The sequence below is a fragment of the Streptomyces sp. NPDC028331 genome (assembly GCF_055565775.1).
Genome location: NZ_JBVHTR010000020.1, coordinates 109,153 through 133,653 on the forward strand (window position 1 = coordinate 109,153; position 24,501 = coordinate 133,653).

The following is a 24,501-nucleotide window of genomic DNA, read 5'->3' on the forward strand; positions in this document are numbered from 1 at the left end:
GCTGAGACCGACTCAGATGTCGAGGAAGCGGACGTCCTTGGCGTTGCGCTGGATGAACTGGCGGCGGGCCTCCACGTCCTCGCCCATCAGGACCGAGAACAGGTCGTCGGCCTGGGCGGCGTCGTCGAGGGTGACCTGGCCGAGGACGCGGTGCTCCTGGTCCATCGTGGTCACGCGCAGTTCCTCGGCGTTCATCTCGCCGAGACCCTTGAAGCGCTGGATCGAGTCCTCGCGGACGCGCTTGCCACGCTGCCGGCCCATCTCGATCAGCGCGTCGCGCTCGCGGTCCGAGTAGGCGTACTCGATGTCGTCCCGACCCCACTTGATCTTGTACAGCGGGGGGCGCGAGAGGTACACGTGCCCGGCCTCGACCAGCGGGCGCATGAAGCGGAACAGGAAGGTGAGCAGCAGGGTGCTGATGTGCTGGCCGTCGACGTCGGCGTCCGCCATCAGGATGATCTTGTGGTAGCGGAGCTTCTCGATGTCGAAGTCCTCGTGCACGCCGGTGCCGAAGGCGGAGATCAGCGCCTGGATCTCCTGGTTCTGCAGGATCTTGTCGATCCTGGCCTTCTCGACGTTGAGGATCTTGCCCCGGATCGGGAGGATCGCCTGGTACTCCGGGTTGCGGCCGGACTTGGCCGAGCCGCCGGCGGAGTCACCCTCGACGATGAAGATCTCGCACTTGGTCGGGTCGTTCGACTGGCAGTCGGAGAGCTTGCCCGGCAGGGACGCCGACTCCAGCAGGCCCTTGCGGCGGGTCAGGTCGCGGGCCTTGCGGGCCGCCACGCGCGCGGTGGCCGCCTGGATGCCCTTGCGGATGATGTCCGCGGCCTCCACCGGGTTGCGGTCCAGCCAGTCGTTGAGGTGCTCGTAGACCGCCTTCTGCACGAAGGTCTTCGCCTCGGTGTTGCCCAGCTTGGTCTTCGTCTGGCCCTCGAACTGCGGTTCGCTCAGCTTGACCGAGATGATCGCGGTCAGACCCTCGCGGATGTCGTCACCGGTGAGGTTGTCGTCCTTCTCGCGCAGCAGCTTCTTGTCGCGCGCGTACTTGTTGATCAGCGAGGTCAGCGCGGCACGGAAGCCCTCCTCGTGCGTACCGCCCTCGTGGGTGTGGATGATGTTCGCGAAGGAGTACACGCCCTCGCTGTAGCCGCTGTTCCACTGCATCGCGACCTCGAGGGACAGGCTCTTGTCCTTGTCCTCGGCCTCGAGGTCGATCACGGTGGGGTGCACCGCGTCTCCCTTGCGGGAGTTGAGGTACTTCACGAAGTCGACGATGCCGCCCTCGTAGTGGTACGTGACCGACTTGACCTCGGCCTTCTCGTCCGCGCCCGCCTCGTCCGCACCGCTGGTGGCCTTCGCCGACTCGCGCTCGTCGGTGAGCTTGATCGTCAAGCCCTTGTTGAGGAACGCCATCTCCTGGAAACGCCGCGACAGCGTCTCGAAGGAGTACTCGGTGGTCTCGAAGATGTCCGGGTCCGCCCAGAAGGTGACCGACGTGCCGGTCTCCTCGGTCGCCTCGTGCTTGGCGAGCGGCGCCGTGGGGACGCCCATCTTGTAGTCCTGCGTCCAGCGGTACCCGTCGGTCCTCACCTCGACGGAGACCTTGGACGACAGGGCGTTCACCACGGACACACCGACACCGTGCAGACCGCCGGAGACGGCGTAACCGCCACCGCCGAACTTGCCGCCCGCGTGCAGCACGGTCAGCACGACCTCGACGGCCGGCTTGCCCTCGGAGGGCACGATGCCCACCGGGATGCCGCGGCCGTTGTCGACGACGCGCACGCCGCCGTCGGCGAGGATCGTGACGTCGATCGTGTCCGCGTACCCGGCCAGCGCCTCGTCGACCGAGTTGTCGACGACCTCGTACACGAGGTGGTGCAGTCCTCGCTCACCGGTCGAACCGATGTACATGCCGGGTCGCTTGCGGACCGCGTCCAGACCCTCGAGGACGGTGATGGCGCTGGCGTCGTACGACGCGGTGACCTCGCCGTTGGAGGCGGCCCCCGCGCCGTTCACGCCGGCGTCGGTGGACTGGATGTTCTCGTTGGGGTTGCCGGAATCGGCCACGAAGCGCCCTTTCTGGCACAGCACGAGCCGGGCTCCTGGGGGTACCCCTCTGGAGAGGGTTGCCGGAGCGGCTGCGGCATGTTGCGTTGGTAAGCCTTGATTCAGCGTTGCTCAGCTTTTCCCGGGCGGTCCCCACGTTCGGGGCGGGATTGTCCTCCAGTCTACCGGTAGCGCCGACAGTGATGGGGGTTTGCCGGTACCTGAGTCCGCATGTGCCGCCCTCAACCGGTCTCGTCCGACTCCCCATATACGGAGCGGGGCTCCAAGGGGCTCTGAGCGGCACTCAGCGCTTCCGGCTGTCAACCCTTGGCTACCTGGGAGTCGGAGCGGTGTCCGCGACCGCGTGCGGGCACCCCGAAAGGGCCGCCGACCACCCCTCTCGACGGCTGTGTGTGATGTCTGTCACCCGTAGGTGTCCCCAGGCCCGGTGCTCCCCGGGGCCCGCAACGGGCCGAAGCGGCGGACGGGACCGCCGGGGCCCTGGACCTTGATCAGCCGCACCGTGCCGTGCCCCAGGTCCTCGTTGAGCCGCGCCACGAGCTGCGGAGCCAGCAGCCTGAGCTGCGTCGCCCAGGCCGTGGAGTCGCACCGTACGACCAGGACCCGCTCGTCCTCGTCGTACGACTGCGGAACGCAGTGCCGGGCGAGGTCCTCACCGACGATCTGCGGCCAGCGGCCCATCACCCCGCCCACCGCGGCCGGGGTCTCCCAGCCGCGCTCGGTGATCAGCCGGTTGATCGCCGCACCGAGCGGCATGGGGTCGCGCCGGTCGCCGCGCGCGCCGGAGCGCAGACCGCCGCGCCGCGCCTGCCTCTTCTGCTGCGCCGCCTCCCCCCGCGCGCGTGCCTGTTCCTTGGCGGCCCTCAGCGCCACGCGCGCGAGGTCCACGCCCGACACCTCGGGCGTCTTCTTGGGTGCGGGCTCGTCGGTGCTCATGCGCGCTCCACAGTTCCGTCGGACACGGAGTACCGCGTCCCCGCCAGTACGTCCGGTACGTCGTCGTCGACCGCCGCGGTCACCAGCACCTGCTCCCCGGGCGCCACCAGCTCCGCCAGCCGCTCGCGGCGGCGGCTGTCCAGCTCGGCGAAGACGTCGTCGAGGACGAGCACCGGCTCGTTGCCCTCCGCGCGCAGCAGGTCGTACGACGCCAGGCGCAGCGACAGGGCGTACGACCAGGACTCGCCGTGGGACGCGTACCCCTTCGCGGGCAGTTGACCGAGCTTGAGCAGCAGATCGTCCCGGTGCGGTCCGACCAGGGTCACGCCGCGCTCGATCTCCTGTTTGCGGGCGTCGGCGAGCGCCCCCATCAACTGCTCGTACAGGGCCTCGCGCGTGTGGGCCTCGCCGGGCGCGGACGGCTTGTACTCCAGGGCGACCGGGCCGCCGCCGGGCGCCAGTTGCTCGTACGCCTTGTCGGCGAGCGGCTGGATGGCCGCGACCAGGTCGAGGCGCTGGGCCAGGAGCTCGGCGCCCGCGCGCGCGAGGTGCTGGTCCCAGACGTCCAGGGTGGACAGGTCCACGGAGCGGCCGCCGTGACGGCGGGCCAGCGCGGCCGTCTTCAGCAGGGTGTTCCGCTGCTTGAGGACCCGGTCGTAGTCGGAGCGGACCCCGGCCATGCGCGGGGAGCGCGCGGTGATCAGCTCGTCCAGGAAACGGCGCCGCTCGCCGGGATCGCCCTTGACCAGCGCGAGGTCCTCCGGCGCGAACAGCACCGTCCGTACGATGCCGAGCACGTCCCGGGGCCTGACCTGCGAGGACCGGTTGATGCGGGCCCGGTTGGCCTTGCCGGGGTTCAACTCCAGCTCGACCAGTTGCTGTCTCTCGCCCTGGCGCACCGCGGCCCGGATGATCGCGCGCTCGGCGCCCATGCGGACGAGGGGGGCGTCGGAGGAGACCCGGTGGCTGCCGAGGGCGGCGAGATAGCCGACCGCCTCGACGAGGTTCGTCTTGCCCTGTCCGTTCGGGCCGACGAAGGCGGTGACGCCCGGGTCGAGCGGGACTTCGACCCGGGCGTACGAGCGGAAGTCGGCCAGCGACAGATGCGTGACGTGCATGGTCGTTCGCCGACCTCCCCCAGGGTTGTGGACCACCGTGCGGCCCTGTGGACTACTTCTTCTCCACGGCGTGGCCGCCGAACTGGTTGCGCAGCGCCGCGATCATCTTCATCTGCGGCGAGTCGTCCTGCCGCGAGCTGAAGCGGGCGAACAGGGACGCCGTGATCGCCGGGAGCGGCACGGCGTTGTCGATGGCGGCCTCGACGGTCCAGCGGCCCTCGCCGGAGTCCTCGGCGTAGCCGCGCAGCTTGTCCAGGTGCTCGTCGTCGTCGAGGGCGTTGACCGCGAGGTCGAGCAGCCAGGAGCGGATCACAGTGCCCTCCTGCCAGGAGCGGAAGACCTCGCGGACGTTCTCCACGGACTGGACCTTCTCCAGCAGCTCCCAGCCCTCGGCGTACGCCTGCATCATGGCGTACTCGATGCCGTTGTGGACCATCTTGGAGAAGTGGCCGGCGCCGACCCTGCCCGCGTGGACCGAGCCGTAGGGGCCCTCCGGCTTGAGCGCGTCGAAGATCGGCTGCACCTTGGCGATGTTCTCGGGGTCCCCGCCGTACATCAGCGCATAGCCGTTCTGCAGGCCCCACACGCCGCCGGAGACGCCGCAGTCGACGAAGCCGATGCCCTTGACGCCGAGTTCGGCGGCGTGCTTCTCGTCGTCCGTCCAGCGGGAGTTGCCGCCGTCCACCACGACGTCACCGGGCTCGAGCAGCTCGGCCAGCTCGTCGATCGTCGACTGGGTCGGGGCACCGGCCGGGACCATCACCCAGATCACACGCGGGCCCTTCAGCTTGCCCACCAGCTCTTCGAGGCTGTGGACATCGGCGAGGTCCGGGTTGCGGTCGTATCCGATGACGGTGTGGCCTGCGCGGCGTATCCGCTCGCGCATGTTGCCGCCCATCTTGCCGAGGCCGACGAGACCGAGCTCCATCAGTTGTTCCTTAGGTTGCGATGTGGCATGACGGCACTTGCGTACCTGGTCCGAGCCTAAACCCGGACGCTCATGCACACCTGTGGGCATACGCGCTCAGACGTAGCCCCTCCCACCTGCGGCTTTCCGCGGCTACGGCGCCTGCCCGCGCCCAGCCCGGGCGCGGGCCGTCCACAGGCCGCCCGGCGCTGTGGACACCGGGACCGGGCACGCCGCCCGGCCCGGATGTCCCCGGGGCCGCTCAGCCGCTCAGCCGCACCGGCATGATCAGGTACTTGTACGCCTGGTCCGCCTCGGCGTCGATGGCCGGCTTGCCGCCCAGCAGCGCGGGCTTCGTGGACGTCGTGAACGAGAGCTGGGCGACCGGGGAGTCGATCGCGCTCAGGCCGTCCAGCAGGAAGGTCGGGTTGAAGGCGATCGAGATGTCGTCGCCCTCGAGCTGGGCGTCGACCCTTTCCACAGCCTGTGCGTCGTCGCTGGAACCGGCCTCCAGGATCAGCACGCCCTGCTCGAAGCTCAGCCGCACCGGGGTGTTCCGCTCGGCGACCAGCGCCACACGCTTGACGGCCTCCACGAACGGGGCGGTCTCGAGGGTGGCGACCGAGTTGAACTCCGTCGGGAACAGCGTGCGGTACTTCGGCAGGTCGCCCTCCAGGAGGCGGGTCGTCGTCCGCCGCCCGGCGCCCTCGAAGCCGATCAGGCCCTCGCCCGCGCCCGAGCCGGACAGCGCCAGGGTCACGCTGTCGCCGCTGGTCAGCGACTTGGCCGTGTCCAGGAGCGTCTTGGCGGGCACCAGGGCGACCGCGGACGCCTCCGGGTTCTCCGGCTTCCACAGGAACTCGCGGACCGCGAAGCGGTAGCGGTCGGTGGAGGCCAGCGTGACCGTGTCGCCCTCGATCTCGATGCGCACACCGGTCAGCACGGGCAGCGTGTCGTCACGGCCGGCGGCGATGGCGACCTGCTGCACGGCGGAGGCGAAGACCTCGCCGGGGACCGTGCCCGTCGCGTTCGGCATCTGCGGCAGCGCCGGGTACTCCTCCACAGGCAGTGTGTGCAGGGTGAACCGGGAGGAGCCGCAGACCACCGTCGCCCGTACACCGTCTGTGGAAATCTCCACCGGGCGGTTGGGGAGGGCGCGGGAGATGTCGGCGAGGAGGCGGCCGGAGACGAGGACCGTGCCCTCCTCCTCGACCTCCGCCTCCACGGACACGCGTGCGGAGACCTCGTAGTCGAAGCTGGACAGGCTCAGCTGCCCGTCCTCGGCCCTCAGCAGCAGGCCGGCGAGGACAGGCGCCGGCGGACGGGCCGGGAGGCTGCGCGCCGCCCAGGCCACTGCCTCCGCGAGTACGTCGCGTTCCACCCGGATCTTCACCGTAAGCCGCCTCCTGCTGTTGCCGGCGCTTCCGCCCTGCTTGGCCTTCGTCGTCTGACTCGGTGTCGTGGGTCCCGGCGAGGGGAAGGACACCGGGGACCAGTCTGACGCACCCCACTGACAGTAGGTGCCTCTCGGGGTCAAGTCGTGACGAGGGGCGGCCGGGAGCCGGAGAGCGAGTTGTGCACAGGCCCCGCTTCCAAGCGAATTTCCCGGTCTCTCTAGTCGGGAGTAGTAGTAGGGCCTGTGGAAACCGTGGATAACCCCGTTGTCCCAGGTCGGAGGCGGAATTTTGTCCACGGGGCCTGTGGGCGCGACCGGTGGACAACCCGGGGTCTCTGTGGAGAACGGAAAGTTCTGCACACCCCGTGCACAGCCTCGGGGCACTTCTCCCCAGTGCCGTCCCCAGTTTTACCCGCCTTTCCCACAGGGCAACCCAGCACCTTGATGTGACGCCTTTCACTCCCGCCGGTGAGGGGCCGCGTCGCGTTGCCGAACAGTGGACAGAGCTGTGGAGAAGCTGGGGATCACTGGGGACAATCGGCCTTGCCCTGTGGGTTGCCGGTGGACAACTCCATGCACACCCTGTGGACCGGCCCGTCGTCCACAGACTGTGGAGATCTTCCGTCCACGAATCCACAAGCCGCTGAGCTGGTCTGATGGTTCTCCCGCCGTACCGCCTGTGGATGCGATCTGGACAACTTCCCGGTCCCCAGGATGTGGACGGAAGAAAGTCACCGGATCTGTGGAGAGTGGCCGTAACCCGGCAGGTATTCGAACAGCGGGTGTCGTGAGGTGGCCGCCGGGCGGGTCGGCCGACCGTGGGCGGCGGTGGCGAGGAGGAGGGCTGGAGGGGGCGTGAGGGGCGGTGAGGGGGCGGGGCGGGGCGGACGGGGCGGTGGCCGCGCCTCGGCGCCACCGCAGCCGACCGCGTCGCTCGAGGGCACGCACGGCCGGCAGGGGGCGCGGCCCGCAGGGGCATCGCCGACAGGGCGTCGTCGGTCAGGAGCGTCGTGGGCGGGAACGCCGCGGCGGAACGCGAAGGCGCCCCGGGGCCTTGCTCTGCCCCAGGGCGCCTGCTGTGGCGTAGGACTCTGTGCATCGGCCCGTGGGTTCGTGTGCGTGGGTCCGTCTGCGTGGGTCCGTCTGTGTGGGTCCGTGCCGACCGCGTCAGCCGTTCTTGATGCGGTTCGTCAGCTCCGTCACCTGGTTGTAGATGGAGCGCCGCTCGGCCATCAGCGCGCGGATCTTGCGGTCGGCGTGCATGACCGTCGTGTGGTCGCGGCCGCCGAACTGTGCGCCGATCTTGGGCAGCGACAGATCGGTCAGCTCACGGCACAGGTACATGGCGATCTGCCGCGCGGTCACCAGGGCGCGGCCGCGTGAGGTGCCGCACAGGTCCTCCACCGTCAGCCCGAAGTAGTCGGCGGTGGCCGCCATGATGGCCGTCGCGGTGATCTCGGGGGCCGTGTCCTCGCCGCCGGGGATCAGGTCCTTGAGCACGATCTCCGTCAGGCCCAGGTCCACGGGCTGCCGGTTCAGCGATGCGAACGCCGTCACCCGGATCAGTGCGCCCTCCAGCTCGCGGATGTTGCGCGAGATCCGGGAGGCGATGAACTCCAGCACCTCCGGCGGCGCGTTCAGCTGTTCCTGCACCGCCTTCTTGCGCAGGATCGCGATGCGCGTCTCCAGCTCCGGCGGCTGGACGTCGGTGATCAGTCCCCACTCGAAGCGGTTGCGCAGCCGGTCCTCCAGGGTGACCAGCTGCTTGGGCGGCCGGTCCGAGGACAGCACGATCTGCTTGTTGGCGTTGTGGAGCGTGTTGAAGGTGTGGAAGAACTCCTCCTGCGTCGACTCCTTCTGCGCCAGGAACTGGATGTCGTCGACGAGCAGGATGTCCATGTCGCGGTAGCGCTTGCGGAACGCGTCCGCCTTGCCGTCGCGGATGGAGTTGATGAACTCGTTGGTGAACTCCTCGGAGCTCACGTACCGCACGCGCGTGCCCGGGTAGAGGCTGCGCGCGTAGTGCCCGATCGCGTGCAGCAGGTGCGTCTTGCCGAGCCCCGACTCCCCATAGATGAACAAGGGGTTGTACGCCTTGGCCGGCGCCTCGGCGACGGCGACGGCGGCGGCGTGCGCGAAGCGGTTCGAGGCCCCGATCACGAACGTGTCGAAGAGGTACTTCGGGTTCAGGCGAGCGGTGGGCTCGCCCGGCCCGGTCGCCGGCGCGGGCTGCGCGGCCAGCGGGCCGGGGGCGCCGGTCGTGGGCAGGGTCGGGCCGACCGGGCCTCCCCGGTGGACGTGGCCGTTGCCGGAGGGCGGCTCCGGGAGCTCACGGCGGTCGGGCCGCTGCTGTTCGTAGTCGGAGCGTCCGCCGTCGTAGTCCGAGCGCCCCCCGTCGTAGTCCGAGCGTCCCTTTTCGTAATCCGAGCGCCCCCCGTCGTAGTCGGGGCGCTGCTGTTCGTAGTCGGGGCGTCCGCCGTCGTAGTCAGGACGTCCGCCGTCGTAGTCCGAGCGCTGCTGCTCGTACGGCGACCGGTCCAGCGACTGCGAGCGGTAGTCCGGTGTCGCGTACGGGTCGCGCTCGGGGAAGCCGAGCCGCTGCTGCTGCCAGCCGTAGTCGTCCTGGGCGGGGCGCGGCCAGGCGCCGGGCTCCGGGCGCTGGTACTCGCCGGGGTACGCGGGCCGGGCGGGCGGGAGCTGGTCGGGCCGGATCACGGGGAGCTGGTCGCCGGGACGCTGGTCGGGGCGGCCCGCGCGGTGATCGCGGTGGTCGCGGTGGTCGTCGGCACGGTGGCGGCCGTACCCCTCGTAGCCGCCGCCGTCATAAGCGTCGCGGCCCTGCGGGGAGGGCAGCTCGGGCTCCTCGTAGCGCGAGGGGGCGGACGGGGCCGGGGGCTCGCCCGCGGAGTCGTCGACGGTGATCGCGATACGGATCGGGCGGCCGCACTCGCGGCTCAGCGTGTCGCTGACGACCGGTGCCAGCCGGCCCTCCAGGACGCCCTTCGCGAACTCGTTCGGTACGGCGAGCAGAGCGGTGTCGGCCACCAGCGCCAGTGGCTGGCAGCGCCTGATCCAGTGCTCGTCCTTCGCCTCGACGCCCGGACCGTGGCCCTCACCGAGGAGCTGCTCGAGTACTCGCGGCCACACTGCGGCAAGATCGGCGGGTACGTCAGCCACAGGGCACGCTCTCTCACGGGGTCCCACGAACGTGTGGTTGCGGGACGGGTCGGGATGTGAATCGGTTCGGTCGGGTCGGGAGCAAAACTGCTCGGGCAGGGATAAGGGAACGAATCGGAGTTCAGTCACGGTAGTCAGGGCGGCCCGTGCGGTTCAAGTTGTTGTCCCCAGCCTGTGGACAAGTGTCCCCGACAGGCCACCGGTTTGACCGGATGGCGCGGCCCCGCGTACCGTAACCAGGTCGAGTTGTCGATGGCTGCTGCCGCCTGCCTCCGATGGGCACAGATCACGTACCAGTGTGCCGACCAGGCACATTTCGGTGATCGGGAAGCGGTGCACTCGGGCGTAATGCGAGCTACTCGTGGGCGCACGGTGACAGCCAGGCGACACCCCGCCACCCATCGAATCATTACTGGAGCCCCCGAGTGAGCAAGCGCACCTTCCAGCCGAACAACCGTCGTCGCGCGAAGACCCACGGCTTCCGGCTGCGTATGCGCACCCGTGCCGGCCGCGCCATCCTGGCGTCCCGCCGCAGCAAGGGTCGCGCCCGCCTGTCCGCCTGATCGCGTACAGGTCATGACGTGCTGCCTACCGAGCATCGGCTGAGGCGGCGCGAGGACTTCGCGACCGCGGTACGCCGAGGACGCCGGGCCGGACGCCCGCTTCTCGTCGTCCACCTTCGCAGCGGTGCCACGGACCCGCACGCGCCTGGGGAGAGCGCTCCCCCGACGCGTGCGGGTTTCGTCGTGAGCAAGGCCGTGGGTGGAGCGGTCGTGCGCAACAAGGTGAAGCGCAGGCTTCGCCATCTGATGCGTGACCGAGTGGCGGTGTTGCCCCCCGGTAGCCTGGTAGTCGTACGAGCGCTGCCCGGTGCGGGTGACGCAGACCATGCACAGCTGGCCCGAGACCTGGATGCCGCCCTCCAGCGGCTGCTGGGAGGAGGGGGCGCGCGATGAAGTACCCGCTGCTGGCTCTGATCAAGCTCTATCAGTGGACGATCAGTCCACTGCTCGGGCCCGTGTGCAAGTACTACCCGTCGTGTTCCCACTACGGCTACACGGCCATCGACCGGCACGGTGCGATCAAGGGGACGGCACTGACCGCCTGGCGCATCCTGCGGTGCAATCCGTGGTCGCTCGGCGGTGTGGACCATGTCCCGCCGCGCAAGCGTCCGCGGTGGCACGAAATGCTGCGCGGCGCCTGGCGCGCACGCAAGGGCGGGCCCTCCGCCGCCGAACCGGCCATCGAGGGGATTCTTCCTTCGAGCCCGGCCGCAGAGACCTCGTCCCATGCCCAAGGAGCATGATTAGTGGACACGATTGCCAGCCTCTTCAGCTTCATCACCACACCCGTTTCCTGGGTCATCGTCCAGTTCCACAAGGTGTACGGCGCGATCTTCGGCGCTGACACCGGCTGGGCCTGGGGCCTGTCCATCGTGTCCCTGGTGATCCTGATCCGTATCTGCCTGATCCCGCTCTTCGTGAAGCAGATCAAGGCGACCCGGGCCATGCAGACGCTCCAGCCCGAGATGAAGAAGATCCAGGAGCGCTACAAGAACGACAAGCAGCGTCAGTCCGAAGAGATGATGAAGCTGTACAAGGAGTCGGGCACCAACCCGCTCTCCTCGTGCCTTCCCATCCTGGCGCAGTCCCCGTTCTTCTTCGCCCTGTACCACGTGCTCAACGGCATCGCGACGGGCAAGACGATCGGTGTCATCAACGACACGCTGCTTGCCAGCGCCCGCAAGGCGCACATCGTCGGTGCCCCGCTCGCCGCGAAGTTCACGGACGGCTCCGGCAAGGTCGCCCAGCTCGGCGCCTCGCTGACCGACGTCCGGGTCGTCACCGCGGTCATGATCGTCCTGATGTCGGCGTCGCAGTTCTACACGCAGCGCCAGCTGATGACGAAGAACGTCGACACGACCGTGAAGACGCCGTTCATGCAGCAGCAGAAGATGCTGATGTACGTCTTCCCCGTGATGTTCGCCGTCTTCGGCATCAACTTCCCGGTCGGTGTCCTCGTCTACTGGCTGACCACCAACGTGTGGACCATGGGCCAGCAGATGTACGTCATCCACAACAACCCGACCCCGGGTTCCAAGGCTCAGGCCGCCTACCTGGAGCGCCTGTACAAGCACGTCACGCACCACGGCAAGATCCGTCGGCGCAGTGAGAAGGCCATCGTCAAGGCGATCGTCGCCAAGGGCCGCGACCGCAACGAGTTCGAGCGCAAGTTCATCAACGGTCTGAGCAAGGCGGGCCTCACGGCCCAGTCCGACGGCACCGTGGTGAAGAGCGAGGTCGCTGCCGTCGCCACCGCCGAGGATGGTGCGACGGACGCCGGTGCCGCCACCCCGAAGCGTCAGCAGCCCAAGCGGCAGAGCAAGTCGCAGCGTCAGTCCGGTGCCGCCAAGCCCGCCGGGAGCTCCGAGCCGGCGTCCTCCTCGCCGTCGCTGGAGAAGGCCGACGCGCCGCAGGACGCCAAGCCGGCGGGTGCCGACAAGAAGGCGACGCCGCAGTCCGGCAGTGGCGCCCGCAGCCGGGCCCAGTCCGGTCAGCGCAAGGGTCCGCAGCGGCCCAAGTCCCCGTCCAAGAAGTAAGAAGGAGTCCATCCCGTGACGGAAGGCACCACCTCCGCCGCTGCCGAGGGTGCAGACACCCTGACCCGCCTGGAGCAGGAGGGCGAGATCGCGGCGGACTACCTCGAGGGTCTGCTGGACATCGCCGACCTCGACGGCGACATCGACATGGACGTCGAGGGCGACCGCGCGTCCGTCTCGATCATCAGCGACACGGGCAGCCGTGACCTGCAGAAGCTGGTCGGCCGTGACGGCGAGGTGCTGGAGGCGCTCCAGGAGCTCACGCGCCTGGCCGTGCACCGGGAGACCGGCGACCGCAGCCGGCTGATGCTCGACATCGCGGGCTTCCGCGCCAAGAAGCGTACGGAGCTCTCGGAGCTCGGCGCCAAGGCGGCGGCCGAGGTCAAGAGCACCGGGGAGCCCGTGAAGCTCAAGCCGATGACGCCGTTCGAGCGCAAGGTGGTGCACGACGCGGTCAAGTCCGCGGGCCTGCGCAGCGAGTCCGAGGGCGAGGAGCCGCAGCGCTTCGTCGTCGTGCTGCCCGCCTGAATCGGTTCGTACGTCTCTCCGGCCCCGTCTGTAGCGCAGGCGGGGCCGAACTTTGTCAGCCTGGTAGTTCTGGTGGTCGGCGCTGGTGGCGCTGATGCGGTACGGAAGGACGGTCCCCGTGACGGAGGCAGCGGAACTCCCCCCTGCGCCCGAGCAGGCACGCGACGTATTCGGTGATCGCTACGCGGATGCGGTCCGGTACGCCGAGCTGCTGGCGGAGGCGGGCGTGCAGCGAGGGCTGATCGGCCCGCGCGAGGTGCCCCGGTTGTGGGAGAGGCACCTGCTGAACTGCGCAGTGCTCTCCGAGGTCGTCCCCGAGGGGGTGACGGTGTGCGACGTGGGCTCGGGTGCGGGCCTGCCCGGCATTCCCCTGGCGCTCGTCCGGGACGATCTGAAGATCACGCTGCTGGAGCCGCTGCTGCGGCGCACCAACTTCCTCACCGAGGTCGTCGAGCTGCTCGGGCTCGATCATGTGACCGTCGTTCGTGGTCGCGCAGAGGAGGTCATGGGCAAGATTCCGCCGGTCCATGTCGTGACCGCGCGGGCCGTGGCTCCGCTGGACCGTCTGGCCACCTGGGGCATTCCGCTGCTGCGTCCCTACGGGGAGATGCTGGCTCTGAAGGGCGACACGGCGGAAGAGGAACTGAAGAGTGCCGCCACCGCTCTGACCAAGCTCGGTGCGGTCGAGACGTCCATCCTCCATGTCGGTCAGGGCATCGTGGACCCGCTGTCGACGGTGGTGCGGGTGGAGGTCGGGGAGAGCCCGGGCGGTGTCCGGTTCGCGGCCAAGCGGGCCAAGGCGGCCCGGACCGGTCGGACGCGTCGGCGTCGTTGATCCGGCGGTTGTCCGATCCGGTCTGAGTCCGGGTCATACGCCACACAAGCTGCCGAACCTGCGCATCTCGGAGTGTCGCGGAGGCCCGACCCCGGCTGCTGTGCATCGTGTTTCACGTGAAACGTCGCTCACTGCTGCACGGAATCATCAGTCGCGGCCGGGCTGCGGCCGAACCCCGGGACCGCAAGCCCCTCGGCTCTCTCGGGGAACCGTCCACTCATAACGCGGTGTCCCCCGTGGAGGGTATGGAGTTGTCCACAGAGGTGGATTTCTCCACAGAAGACCAGACCTCACTGGTTCACAACCCCGAAGACATGGGAGGCTCTGTTCATTGCGAGCCTGATGTCGAGGAGAGTGAATCCTTGCGGTCCGACGCCAACATCGCGGGACCGATGACCGATCCGGTCCCCGGTCCCCGTACCGAGTCGACGGGGGAGGATGTTTCACGTGAAACACCGCCCCCGATGGACGACACTCCCATCGGTCGTGCTGCCCAACTTGCGGTGGAGGCACTGGGGCGCGCCGGCGAGGGCCTGCCACGACCCGAGCAGACCCGGGTCATTGTGGTCGCCAACCAGAAGGGTGGCGTGGGCAAGACGACGACGACCGTCAACCTCGCCGCTTCCCTCGCGTTGCATGGCGCCCGGGTCCTCGTGATCGACCTGGACCCGCAGGGCAATGCGTCCACCGCGCTGGGGATCGACCACCACGCCGAAGTTCCTTCCATCTACGACGTCTTGGTCGAGAGCAAGCCGCTCGCGGAGGTCGTCCAGCCGGTCCCTGACGTGGAAGGCCTCTTCTGCGCCCCTGCCACGATCGATCTCGCAGGTGCGGAGATCGAGCTGGTGTCCCTGGTGGCGCGGGAGAGCCGACTGCAGCGGGCCATCCAAGCCTATGAGCAGCCGTTGGACTACATCCTCATCGACTGCCCGCCCTCCCTCGGCCTGTTGACGGTCAACGCCCTGGTCGCCGGGCAGGAAGTGCTCATCCCGATCCAGTGTGAGTACTACGCCCTGGAGGGCCTGGGCCAGCTACTGCGCAATGTCGACCTGGTGCGCGGACACCTCAACCCCACCCTGCATGTGTCGACCATCCTGCTCACCATGTACGACGGCCGGACGCGTCTGGCGTCCCAGGTGGCGGAAGAGGTGCGCAACCACTTCGGCGACGAGGTGCTGAAGACGAGCATTCCTCGCTCGGTCCGGATCTCCGAGGCGCCGAGCTATGGACAGACGGTGCTGACTTACGATCCAGGATCGAGTGGTGCTCTCTCGTATCTTGAGGCGGCACGTGAAATCGCGCTGAAGGGTGTGGGTGTCCACTACGACGCACAGCACGCCCATCTCGGCGCCCGGACGGAACAGAGCATGGTGGAGGGGATCCAGTGAGTGAGCGACGGAGGGGGTTGGGCCGTGGTCTAGGCGCACTGATCCCTGCTGCCCCGACAGGGGACAAGGCGGCGGGTCAGGCCGCGGTGGGCGGGGGTGCGGCCGCCTCGCCGGCGGCGGTGCCCGTCCTGACGACGGACCGGGGAGTGGCGGCGGCGAAGGTGACGACGCTGCCGACTGTTTCACGTGAAACCGAGGAGACGTCGGCGCAGGGCGCGGTGGAGACGCCCGCGCCCCCGATCGGTGCCCACTTCGCCGAACTGCCTCTCGACGCCATCACCCCGAACCCGCGGCAGCCCCGTGAGGTGTTCGATGAGGACGCGCTCGCCGAACTCGTCACGTCCATCAAGGAGGTCGGCCTTCTCCAGCCGATCGTGGTGCGGCAGATCGGTCCGACGCGCTATGAACTGATCATGGGCGAGCGCCGCTGGCGGGCCTGTCGCGAGGCCGGCCTGGAGGCCATCCCGGCGATCGTGCGAGCCACGGACGACGAGAAGCTGCTCCTGGACGCCCTCTTGGAGAACCTGCACCGGGCCCAGCTGAACCCGCTGGAAGAGGCAGCCGCCTACGACCAGCTCCTCAAGGACTTCAACTGCACCCACGACCAACTGGCCGACCGTATCGGCCGGTCGCGTCCTCAGGTGTCCAACACCCTGCGGCTGCTGAAGCTGTCGCCGGCGGTGCAGCGTCGGGTGGCCGCCGGGGTGCTGTCCGCGGGACACGCGCGGGCGCTGCTGTCCGTCGAGGACTCCGAGGAGCAGGACCGGCTGGCGCACCGCATCGTGGCCGAGGGACTGTCCGTGCGCGCCGTCGAGGAGATCGTCACCCTCATGGGGTCCCGGCCGCGCAGCGCCCCGCGTTCCAAGGGGCCGCGTGCCGGTGCGCGGGTCTCCCCGGCGCTCAGCGACCTGGCGACGCGGCTCTCGGACCGCTTCGAGACCCGGGTCAAGGTCGACCTCGGGCAGAAGAAGGGCAAGATCACCGTCGAGTTCGCCTCAATGGAGGATCTGGAGCGGATTCTCAGCACGCTTGCTCCGGGTGAGGGGCCGGTCCTGCACAAGACCCTTCAGGACGGCGACTCCGAGGAGCCGGAGGACTGAGCCTTCCGGGTGAAGCCGGTTGCGATCGGTGCCCCTCCGCTGCGGGCTGTGTCCGGTGTGTCCCGGACACGGCCCGCTCTTTGCGTTCAGGCGGTATCGATCGAATCACCATCATGGATACGATGCGTTCGGGTATGGCGCATCCACCTGGCGGGCACCTTGATCGGGGAGGCGGGGCCATGCGAACCATGAGCCGTACCGGACTGGTGACTGCGGGCCTGAGTGTGGGAGCCGTCGGCGGGTTCGTCGGCAGCCTGCTCAGGGAGCGGAGCGCTCTGACAGCCGCCCGCAGTGCTGCGGGCGAAGGAAGCGAGGAACTGCCTTCATGGGGCGTCGGCTCGTACCGCTCACGCTGGACAACCTTCCGGACCTTCCCAAGCGCTGTCGCGCGTGTGTCTTCTGGGAACTGGATCCCGTCAGCGGAGAGGCCGCGGTAAAGGCGGGCACGTCTGCGCTGGAGAAGGAGGCGTGGATCTCCGCTGTCCTGCTGGACTGGGGTTCCTGCGGCCGGGTCGTCTACGTGGACGACGTACCGGTGGGGTTCGTGCTGTATGCGCCGCCCGCCTATGTCCCGCGCTCCACGGCCTTCCCCACGAGCCCGGTGTCACCGGATGCGGTCCAGCTGATGACCGCTTTCATCATGCCCGGCTACCAGGGTCAGGGGCTCGGTCGGGTGATGGTCCAGACGGTCGCCAAGGATTTGCTGCGTCGGGGCTTCAAGGCGATCGAGGTCTTCGGCGACGCGCGCTGGAAGGAACCGGCGTGCCTGCTGCCCGCCGACCACTTGCTTGCGGTGGGATTCAAAACGGTGCGGCCGCACCCGACGTATCCACGGCTCAGGCTGGAGCTGCGCTCCACACTCTCCTGGAAGGAAGACGTCGAGCTGGCGCTGGATCGTCTGCTGGGAGCCGTACAGAAGGAACCGGCGCTGCGGCCGCTGTGAGACCGGGTGCATGCGCATGAGACCGGGTGCATGCGTAGGGGCCGGCCCTCAGGGCCGGCCCCTACGCGTTTCACGTGAAACATGACCGCCTCGATTGGCGGCCTCGCCGACTACTCGGCGATGAAGTCCTCGAGGTCGCGGACGATCGCGGCCTTCGGCTTGGCACCGACGATGGTCTTGGCGACTTCGCCGCCCTGGTAGACGTTCAGGGTCGGGATCGACATAACGCCGTACTTCGCGGCCGTCGCCGGGTTCTCGTCGATGTTGAGCTTGACGACCTCGATCTTGTCTCCATACTCGGTGGCGATCGCCTCGAGCGACGGGGCGATCTGGCGGCAGGGGCCGCACCAGGCAGCCCAGAAGTCCACCAGGACGGGCTTCTCGCTCTTGAGGACTTCCTCCTCGAAGGAGGCGTCGGTCACGTTCTTCAGGGTGCCTGCCACGGCGGGCTCCTTACCTCGGTGATGCGGTGGGCGAAACGGGGGTCAGACGGTGGTCTTCTCGGGCTCGGCCTGCTGCTCGCTGTCTGCGAGGGCGGCGAGGTAGCGCTCGGCGTCCAGGGCGGCGGAGCAACCCGTGCCGGCGGCGGTGATCGCCTGGCGGTAGGTGTGGTCGACGACGTCGCCCGCGCCGAAGACACCGGTCAGGTTGGTGCGGGTCGACGGGGCGTCCACCTTGAGATAGCCCTCCTCGTCGAGCTCGAGCTGGCCCTTGAACAGCTCCGTGCGCGGGTCGTGCCCGATCGCGATGAACAGGCCGGTCACCGGCAACTCGCTGAGCTCGCCGGTCTTCAGGTTCCGCAGCGTCAGGCTCTCGAGCTTGGGGCTGCCCTTGATCTCCGCGACCTCGCTGTCCCAGACGAACTTGATCTTCGGGTCGGCGAAGGCCCGGTCCTGCATCGCCTTCGAGGCGCGCAGGGTGTCACGACGGTGGACGATCGTGACGGACTTGGCGAAACGCGAGAGGAAGGTGGCCTCCTCCATCGCGGTGTCCCCGCCGCCGATCACGGCGATGTCATGGTCCTTGAAGAAGAAGCCGTCACAGGTGGCACACCAGGAGACTCCGCGGCCGGACAGGGCGTCCTCGTTCGGCAGGCCGAGCTTGCGGTGCTGGGAGCCGGTGGCGACGATGACGGCCTTCGCCTTGTGCACCGTGCCCGCGGTGTCCGTGACGGTCTTGATCTCACCGGCGAGGTCGACGGCGACGATGTCGTCCGGAACCAGCTCGGCACCGAAGCGCTCGGCCTGCGCGCGCATGTTGTCCATGAGCTCGGGGCCCATGATGCCGTCCTGGAAACCGGGGAAGTTCTCCACCTCGGTCGTGTTCATGAGCGCACCACCCGCAGTGACGGCGCCCTCGAACACCAGTGGCTTCAGCGACGCGCGCGCGGTGTAGAGCGCCGCCGTGTAACCGGCGGGCCCGGAGCCGATGATGATCACGTTACGGACGTCGCTCACGGCTTGATTCCTCGTCTCTGGAGACTGCTGCTGCCTACTGCCGGTGGGAGCCTCGCTCGGAGCTCTCACCCCACCCAACGGATCCTAAGGGGCCCGCATTCCCGGTGCGTCCGGGCACACGGAGACACGGCACCGCACACAGTTCCCAATGGCACTCGGAGAGGAACAGTCCCGGGTGGCAGATCTCAGGAGCGGGCGTACGAGTGCGTCAGCAACACCTTGCCGGGTGACGCCGAGGCCTGCTTCACACAGGCGGCGTCGACGATGTACGCCGTGACCTTCATGCTGTCGGAGGCGTCGGGCGTGACAAGGAGATAGACGAGGGTCCCCTGGTACACACCCTTGTCGGCGGCGAGGACGGTCTCGTGGGTGGTGATGGCCTGCTGTATGCAGGCCGGCACGTTGACGGTGGTGTCCTGGAACGTCTTGTTGGGACGCATGCCCGAGGACCCGGCCGTACCGGGGGCGGACTGGACACCCCAGACCTTGTCACTGCCGGAGCGGCCCTCGTCCGTCTTCCCGGCGAGCAGGTTCGTGACCTGGCTCTGCAGTGTGCCTTCGGAGTAGGTGTGCGCGGCGTCGGTGTGCTGCGGAGCGGCCTGCGGTGTCTTCCCCGTGTCACCGCCCAGCGCCTGCACCAGGAGGGCGCCCAAACCGACGGCTGCCGCCGTGAAGACGGCAGCCAGAGCGACGGTCCTGCGCCGACCGCGACGGGTGCGCTGGGCGCGGCCCGGTCCGGTGGCGGCACGGGCGTGACCCGAAGGGCGGTCCGCGGCGGAAGCGGTCGCTGTTTCACGTGAAACATGCGCAGCGGTGAGTTCGAGAGAAGCGGCATCCGCGATGTCGGGTGTCGTCGCCGGTGTCGCGGAGTCCAACAGCGCCTCCGCGGCGAGAGCGGCATCGATACGGCTCGCCACGTCGTCCGGCATGCGCGGCGGACCTGGAAGCGTGCCGAGGAGTCCGCGGATCTCCTCAAGGGAGTCGTACACGTCCGCACACAGGGGGCACTCGTCCAGATGCCGCCGGACGTCCGCGGTACGGGAGGGCGGCAGAAGGCCTTCGCTGAGGTCGGAGAGTTCCTCGACGTCCGGGTGCCCGGCCATATCGGTCGTGGATGTCACGCTCGCCCACCTCCGCCCTTCACAGCAGCTGAATCGCTTGGCCCTGCATCACGTGGTCCTGCTGCGGGTGGGACGGATGTCCCCTGCGCCCGGTTCCGCCCGCCACCCGACTTCTTGACGTCCCCGCCGCCGCCCTCCGCACGCAGATGGGTGAGCAGCGGCAGCAGTCTGGCTCTCCCGCGAGCGCAGCGGCTCTTCACCGTGCCGGTCGGCACATCGAGGATGCGGGCGGCCTCCGCGACCGGATAGCCCTGCATGTCCACGAGCACGAGGGCGGCACGCTGGTCCGCGGGCAGGGTGCCCAGGGCCTCCAGGAGCTGGCGGTTCAGATCATTCCGCTCGGCCGGCGCCGCGGCCGATTCGTGCGGCTCCAGCAACTGCTCCAGCCGTTCCGTGTCGTCCACGGGCGAGGTCTTCCTGGAGGCCGCCTTGCGGGCGCGGTCCAGGCAGGCGTTCACCGTGATCCGGTGCAGCCAGGTCGTGACGGCGGACTGGCCGCGAAACGTGTGGGCGGCCCGGTAGGCGGAGACGAGGGCGTCCTGAACGGCGTCGGCGGCCTCCTCACGGTCCCGCAGCGTCCGCAGCGCCACGGCCCACAACCGGTCGCGGTGCCGCCGCACGATCTCACCGAAGGCGTGGGGGTCGCCCTCTATGTGACGGGTGAGGAGGTCCTGATCGGTTGCGTCGTAGTATGCGGTGCCATCCGCCATCGGACCCCCTCCCCCTTGACGATTGCTCAGCCGGTGAACTTCACGTCGGTGATGGCCTGCTTGAAGCCGGCTCCGCTGTAGCTGTCCCCGTCCGCGTGCGGCAGGGCCGTGAGCCAGAGCAGCACATAACGGGTCTTGACGGCCTTGGTGACCTTCACTGTCGCGGAGGTTCCGGTCGTCGTCAACGTTCCCATTTTCGTCATCGAGCTCAACGGCGTCGACGAGCTCAAGGAGTCCGTCGCATACAGCGTCATCGTTGTGTGGTCGCCGGGGTACCGCAGCCCTATTGATACCGCCGTCACGGTCTGCGCCGAGCCGAGGTCGTAGACGATACCCACGCCGGGCTTGTACGACGGCTTCATGTCCGGGCCGTCCAGGAAGCTCTTCGTCTGCCAGTACGTCGAGCTGTCGCTGTCATACGTCTTGGCCACGTCGTCCGGAGCCTGGGCGTCCCCCTTCGCGACGTACTCCTGCGCGCCCTGGATCTTGATCTGTGTGGGCCGCTTGGGTGTGACGCCGCCGTTCTTGTCGTTGCCGTCCGTCGTATGGGTCTGGTTCGTGTTGTCCGACGTCTTGTGGTCCATCAGGGCTTCGGCGAGCTGCCAACTGCCCAGGCCCAGCGCGGCGATCAGCAGGGCGGAGACCGCCCACTTGAGGGCCTTGCCCGTGCGGCTCTGCAACGGGGGCGGCGGGGCCGGTACGGGCTGGGTGATGCCCGGGTGGGCCGCGGGGCGCCCGTACGTGCCCTGCTGGTAGGTGGTGCGCTGGTAGTCGGGCGGCGCCGTGAACGAGGGCTCCGGCGGACGGATGCGGGGCATCTCACCGATCGCCTTCACCAGTTCCTCGGGCGTGGTGCACGGCGACTCATGACGGGAGGCGGTGGCACCGTCGTTGGCCAGTGCCCGCATGGCGAGTTCGGACAGACCGCGGTGCACGCCCGCGCGCACCTGGTCGGGGGCGATCAGACCGACGCCCTTGGGCAGCCCGGACAGACCGTAGGCGTCGTCCTCGTAGGGCCAGCGCTGGGTGAGGGCGGCATACAGCAGCGCGCCGATGGCCTCCGTGTCGGTGCGCTGCGGGGTGTCGGAGCCGATTCCGCGCAGCGCGGCGTTCACCGCTAGTCCGCGGATCCGCCACTGCCCGGAGGACGTCCGCAGAACGGTGCCGGGGGTCAGGCGGAGATGGGAGAGACCCTCGCGGTGCGCGGCGGCCATGGCTTGGGCCACATGGGTGACCATCTGGTAGGCGTCGTGGGCTTCCAGGGGGCCGGTGGCGAGCAGCGTGGTCAGTTCGACGGCGTCCGGCAGCCATTCGTGCACGACATAGACGAGGTCGTTCTCCTCGACCGCGTCCAGGACCTGCACGAAGCGCGGGTCGCCGAGCAGTGCGGAGGAACGGGCCGCGGCCAGCACGGAACGGGCCCGCGTGTGGTCCGAGGGAAGGACGTGGATGCCGACGGCACGGCGGAGTTTCTCGTCCACCGCACGCCAACTGCTGAATCCGTCCAGACGGGTGACGCACTCCTCGAGACGGTAGCGTCTGGCGAGCTTGTGACCGCTGTGCAGTTCGGGTGGTGAGGCTTTTCCGGGACGCTCGGTCCCGCCGCTCCCCTGCGGCTCGTCGCTGTCCGTGTCCCGCTCCCGGTCCTGGGCCACCCCGTCGGACGTGGACTGGTCCGCCTTGGCGGTCAGCGGCTCGTCACCGCTGTTGTCTGCCACGTCGACGGCAGCCGTGCTCCGTTCCGCCACCGTCGTACCTGCCTCCCCATCCGTTGCGCGCTGTCCGACGCAGAAACCAATTGTGCCCACAGTCCGTCGCTATGCACGACACGCGGCGGCGGACGATGGTTGTGCGCGTACCCCCGCCTCAGCGCCCCAGGCGCCCGCGGACCATGCCGACCATTGAGTTGAGTTCCTCGATGCGCATCTTGCGTGCGGCGACGTAGAAGACACCGAGAAGCAGGGCGCCACCGCCGACCAGGGCGGCCAGCGAGCCGACGACGCCCTGCCCCAACGTGTGGCCGATTTCGTAGCAGGCCGCTCCGCTCAGCAGAGCTGCCGGTACCGAGGCGATGCCGAGCCGTGCGTACGTCCGCAGCACCCGGGCGCCGTCCAGGTCGCCGCCCAGCCGCTTGCGCAGCCGGGCCCAGGCGACGCCGACACCGATCGCGTACGCGAGGCCGTACGAGGCCGCCATGCCGATCACGGCCCAGCGGGCCGGAAGCACGAAGTAACAGACGGCGGAGGCGCCCGCGTTCACAGCGGCCACGATGACCGTGTTGTAGAAGGGGGTGCGGGTGTCCTCGTAGGCGTAGAAGGCGCGGAGCACCACGTACTGCACGGAGTACGGGATGAGGCCGAGGCCGAAGGCCATCAGCATGTAGCCCATGTTGGTGGCGCCGGTGCCGGAGGAGCCGAAGATCAGCGTGCACATGGGGACACCGAGGGATACGAACCCGAACGCGATCGGCACGATCGCGACCGCTGTGGTGCGCAGCCCCTGGGAGATGTCGTCGCGGACGGCTCCGCCGTCGCCCTCGGCGGCCGAGCGCGAGATGCGCGGCAGCAGCGCGGCCATCAGGGAAACCGTGATGATCGCCTGCGGGAGGCCCCAGATCAGCTGGGCGTTGGCGTAGGCGGAGAATCCGGTGCCGTTGATGTGGGCGTGCTTGCCCGCCGCGGTGGACAGCTGGGAGACGACCAGCGCCCCGGCCTGGTTCGCGAGGACGAACAGCACGGTCCATTTGGCGAGCGTCGCCGCCTTGCCGAGACCGTGGCCCTTCCAGTCGAAGCGAGGCCGCAGCCGGAATCCGGTCTCGCGCAGATACGGGATCATCGCCAGGGCCTGCACGACCATGCCGAGCAGGACGCCGACGCCGAGCAGCCGCTGGCCTTCCGGCGGAATGTTCGTCACCTGCATCCCGGAGTGGGCCGCGGTGCCGTACACCCAGATGAACATGCCGAGCGTCACGATGATGACGATGTTGTTCAGGACCGGGGTCCACATCATCGCGCCGAACTTGCCGCGTGCGTTGAGGACCTGCCCCATCACCACGTGGATACCCATGAAGAAGATCGAGGGCAGGAAGTAACGGACGAAGGTGACGCCGACCTCGTTGGACGACGGGTCGCTGGCGACCGAGTCGGACAGCAGCCGGATCAGGAAGGGCGCCCCTAGGATCGCGACCACGGTGAGCGCGCCGAGCGCCACCATGACCAGGGTGAGCAGCCGGTTGGCGTATGCCTCGCCGCCGTCCTCGTCCTCCTTCATCGCGCGTACCAACTGCGGCACGAAGACGGAGTTGAGACCACCGCCCACGGTGAGGATGTAGATCATGGTCGGCAGCTGGTAGGCCACCTGGAAGGTGTCGCCGAGCACGCCGATGCCGAGGGCCGAGGCGATCAGGGCCGAGCGGATGAAACCCGTGAGGCGCGACACCATCGTGCCCGCCGCCATCACGGCGCTGGACTTCAGCAGGTTGGTGGCCCGCCCGCCCTTCTTCCCCGCGGGCTCGGGTGCCGCGGCGGACTCGGCGGTCGCCTCCGGCGCGGGGACCGGCGCCGTTTCGGCGGCCGGCGGCGCGGCCGCGTACGCCTGCTCCTGCGGGGGCGCCTGGGCGTAGGCGGGTGCCGGGTACGGCCCGGCCGGGCCCTGGGCCGGCGCGGGGGCGGGGCCGGGTACGGAGGGCTGCTGCAGGTACGGCTGTGCGCCGCCCTGTTGCTGGTCCCTGAACAGGTGCGCGAAGGCGTCCGGCTCGTGGCGTTCCTCGCCGGCCTGGGTGACGAGGTCGTCGACGCCCACGAACTGGGTGGTACGAGGGTCGTCGCCGTACGGCAGGTGCTGCGTCGGTCCCTCCGGCTCGGGCGCCGGCGGCTGGGCCCACACGCGAGGGTCGGGGGCGTACTGAGGCGTCGGCGGCTGGGCGTACAGGGGCTGCTGCGGGGGGTACGAGCCGGGAGGCGGCGGAGGGTGCGCGGCGCGGTCGTAGAGCGCCTCGGTCACCGGGTCCTGGGCGGAGAGGTCGTGTGCCTGGTAGGGGTCCTGTTGGTAGGCGTCCTGGAGGTACATGTCGGCCGGGGGCGGCGTCTGACCGGGCTGGTGCGGTGGCGGGGCCTCGGGGTAGCCCGAGCTGCCCGCGGCGCCCTGCTCGCGGTCACCGTCGTACGGCGCGTTCATGGTTACCCCACCTCGTTGTCCCCGGGCCCTTGGCCAC

Annotated in this window: 21 protein-coding genes; 9 read left to right on the top strand and 12 right to left on the bottom strand. The window is 69.1% G+C overall.

Features of this window, described 5'->3' with window-relative positions; genetic code table 11:
* Positions 1-12: 12 nt before the first annotated feature.
* The 6 genes from gyrB to dnaA form a co-directional block, all read right to left on the bottom strand.
* The gene (gene gyrB / locus ACZ4SW_RS26820; RefSeq protein WP_468250723.1) at positions 13-2,097 is read right to left on the bottom strand and encodes a DNA topoisomerase (ATP-hydrolyzing) subunit B; all 2,085 of its coding nucleotides are present in this window, start codon (positions 2,095-2,097) and stop codon (positions 13-15) included.
* 378 nt (positions 2,098-2,475) lie between these two features.
* Positions 2,476-3,009 (bottom strand): DciA family protein, encoded by a 534-nt coding sequence (locus ACZ4SW_RS26825; RefSeq protein ID WP_468250725.1) that lies wholly within the window; start codon positions 3,007-3,009, stop codon positions 2,476-2,478.
* On the bottom strand, positions 3,006-4,127 hold the full coding sequence (gene recF / locus ACZ4SW_RS26830; protein WP_468250727.1) for a DNA replication/repair protein RecF: 1,122 nt from the start codon (positions 4,125-4,127) through the stop codon (positions 3,006-3,008). Before recF ends, ACZ4SW_RS26825 begins: the two co-directional genes overlap by 4 nt.
* A gap of 52 nt (positions 4,128-4,179) precedes the next feature.
* Positions 4,180-5,055, bottom strand: coding sequence for a phosphogluconate dehydrogenase (NAD(+)-dependent, decarboxylating) (gnd, locus tag ACZ4SW_RS26835; RefSeq protein ID WP_468250729.1), 876 nt, complete (start codon positions 5,053-5,055; stop codon positions 4,180-4,182).
* A 241-nt stretch (positions 5,056-5,296) separates the two neighbouring features.
* Positions 5,297-6,427 (bottom strand): DNA polymerase III subunit beta, encoded by a 1,131-nt coding sequence (gene dnaN / locus ACZ4SW_RS26840; RefSeq protein WP_468250731.1) that lies wholly within the window; start codon positions 6,425-6,427, stop codon positions 5,297-5,299.
* Between the two features lie 1,170 nt (positions 6,428-7,597).
* On the bottom strand, positions 7,598-9,607 hold the full coding sequence (dnaA, locus tag ACZ4SW_RS26845) for a chromosomal replication initiator protein DnaA (RefSeq protein ID WP_468250733.1): 2,010 nt from the start codon (positions 9,605-9,607) through the stop codon (positions 7,598-7,600).
* 425 nt (positions 9,608-10,032) lie between these two features.
* Between dnaA and rpmH the strand changes: the two genes are divergently transcribed.
* The 9 genes from rpmH to ACZ4SW_RS26890 all read left to right on the top strand — a co-directional run bounded on the left by rpmH (position 10,033) and on the right by ACZ4SW_RS26890 (position 17,000).
* On the top strand, positions 10,033-10,170 hold the full coding sequence (rpmH, locus tag ACZ4SW_RS26850; protein WP_003956500.1) for a 50S ribosomal protein L34: 138 nt from the start codon (positions 10,033-10,035) through the stop codon (positions 10,168-10,170).
* 18 nt (positions 10,171-10,188) lie between these two features.
* A complete protein-coding gene (gene rnpA / locus ACZ4SW_RS26855; protein WP_468250735.1) occupies positions 10,189-10,563 on the top strand; it encodes a ribonuclease P protein component in 375 nt (124 codons plus the stop codon).
* Positions 10,560-10,913, top strand: a complete 354-nt coding sequence (gene yidD, locus ACZ4SW_RS26860) for a membrane protein insertion efficiency factor YidD (protein WP_468250737.1) — start codon at positions 10,560-10,562, stop codon at positions 10,911-10,913. Before rnpA ends, yidD begins: the two co-directional genes overlap by 4 nt.
* 3 nt (positions 10,914-10,916) lie before the next feature.
* Positions 10,917-12,206, top strand: a complete 1,290-nt coding sequence (gene yidC, locus ACZ4SW_RS26865; RefSeq protein ID WP_468250739.1) for a membrane protein insertase YidC — start codon at positions 10,917-10,919, stop codon at positions 12,204-12,206.
* Positions 12,207-12,221: 15 nt separating this feature from the next.
* Positions 12,222-12,734: a Jag family protein gene (locus ACZ4SW_RS26870; RefSeq protein ID WP_468250741.1), complete on the top strand. Its 513-nt coding sequence runs from the start codon at positions 12,222-12,224 to the stop codon at positions 12,732-12,734.
* A 118-nt stretch (positions 12,735-12,852) separates the two neighbouring features.
* Entirely contained in the window at positions 12,853-13,569 is a 717-nt protein-coding gene (gene rsmG, locus ACZ4SW_RS26875; protein WP_468250743.1) for a 16S rRNA (guanine(527)-N(7))-methyltransferase RsmG, read from the top strand.
* A gap of 314 nt (positions 13,570-13,883) precedes the next feature.
* On the top strand, positions 13,884-14,957 hold the full coding sequence (locus ACZ4SW_RS26880) for a ParA family protein (RefSeq protein ID WP_468250794.1): 1,074 nt from the start codon (positions 13,884-13,886) through the stop codon (positions 14,955-14,957).
* Positions 14,954-16,057 (top strand): ParB/RepB/Spo0J family partition protein, encoded by a 1,104-nt coding sequence (locus ACZ4SW_RS26885; protein WP_468250745.1) that lies wholly within the window; start codon positions 14,954-14,956, stop codon positions 16,055-16,057. The genes ACZ4SW_RS26880 and ACZ4SW_RS26885 overlap by 4 nt, the downstream gene beginning before the upstream one ends.
* Positions 16,058-16,382: 325 nt before the next feature.
* The gene (locus tag ACZ4SW_RS26890) at positions 16,383-17,000 is read left to right on the top strand and encodes a GNAT family N-acetyltransferase (RefSeq protein ID WP_366025281.1); all 618 of its coding nucleotides are present in this window, start codon (positions 16,383-16,385) and stop codon (positions 16,998-17,000) included.
* Positions 17,001-17,110: 110 nt separating this feature from the next.
* Here ACZ4SW_RS26890 and trxA read toward each other — a convergent pair whose 3' ends face one another.
* The 6 genes from trxA to murJ form a co-directional block, all read right to left on the bottom strand.
* Complete coding sequence (trxA, locus tag ACZ4SW_RS26895) at positions 17,111-17,443, bottom strand: thioredoxin (protein ID WP_468250747.1); 333 nt, start codon at positions 17,441-17,443, stop codon at positions 17,111-17,113.
* Positions 17,444-17,485: 42 nt separating this feature from the next.
* Positions 17,486-18,457: a thioredoxin-disulfide reductase gene (gene trxB / locus ACZ4SW_RS26900; protein ID WP_468250749.1), complete on the bottom strand. Its 972-nt coding sequence runs from the start codon at positions 18,455-18,457 to the stop codon at positions 17,486-17,488.
* Positions 18,458-18,642: 185 nt separating this feature from the next.
* On the bottom strand, positions 18,643-19,578 hold the full coding sequence (locus ACZ4SW_RS26905) for an anti-sigma factor family protein (RefSeq protein WP_468250751.1): 936 nt from the start codon (positions 19,576-19,578) through the stop codon (positions 18,643-18,645).
* Complete coding sequence (sigM, locus tag ACZ4SW_RS26910; RefSeq protein ID WP_468250753.1) at positions 19,575-20,288, bottom strand: RNA polymerase sigma factor SigM; 714 nt, start codon at positions 20,286-20,288, stop codon at positions 19,575-19,577. Before sigM ends, ACZ4SW_RS26905 begins: the two co-directional genes overlap by 4 nt.
* Positions 20,289-20,314: 26 nt before the next feature.
* Positions 20,315-22,036 carry a protein kinase family protein gene (locus tag ACZ4SW_RS26915; protein WP_468250755.1) on the bottom strand — a complete coding sequence of 574 codons (1,722 nt, stop codon included), beginning with the start codon at positions 22,034-22,036 and terminating at the stop codon, positions 20,315-20,317.
* Between the two features lie 118 nt (positions 22,037-22,154).
* On the bottom strand, positions 22,155-24,464 hold the full coding sequence (gene murJ, locus ACZ4SW_RS26920; protein WP_468250757.1) for a murein biosynthesis integral membrane protein MurJ: 2,310 nt from the start codon (positions 24,462-24,464) through the stop codon (positions 22,155-22,157).
* Between the last annotated feature and the right edge of the window lie 37 nt (positions 24,465-24,501).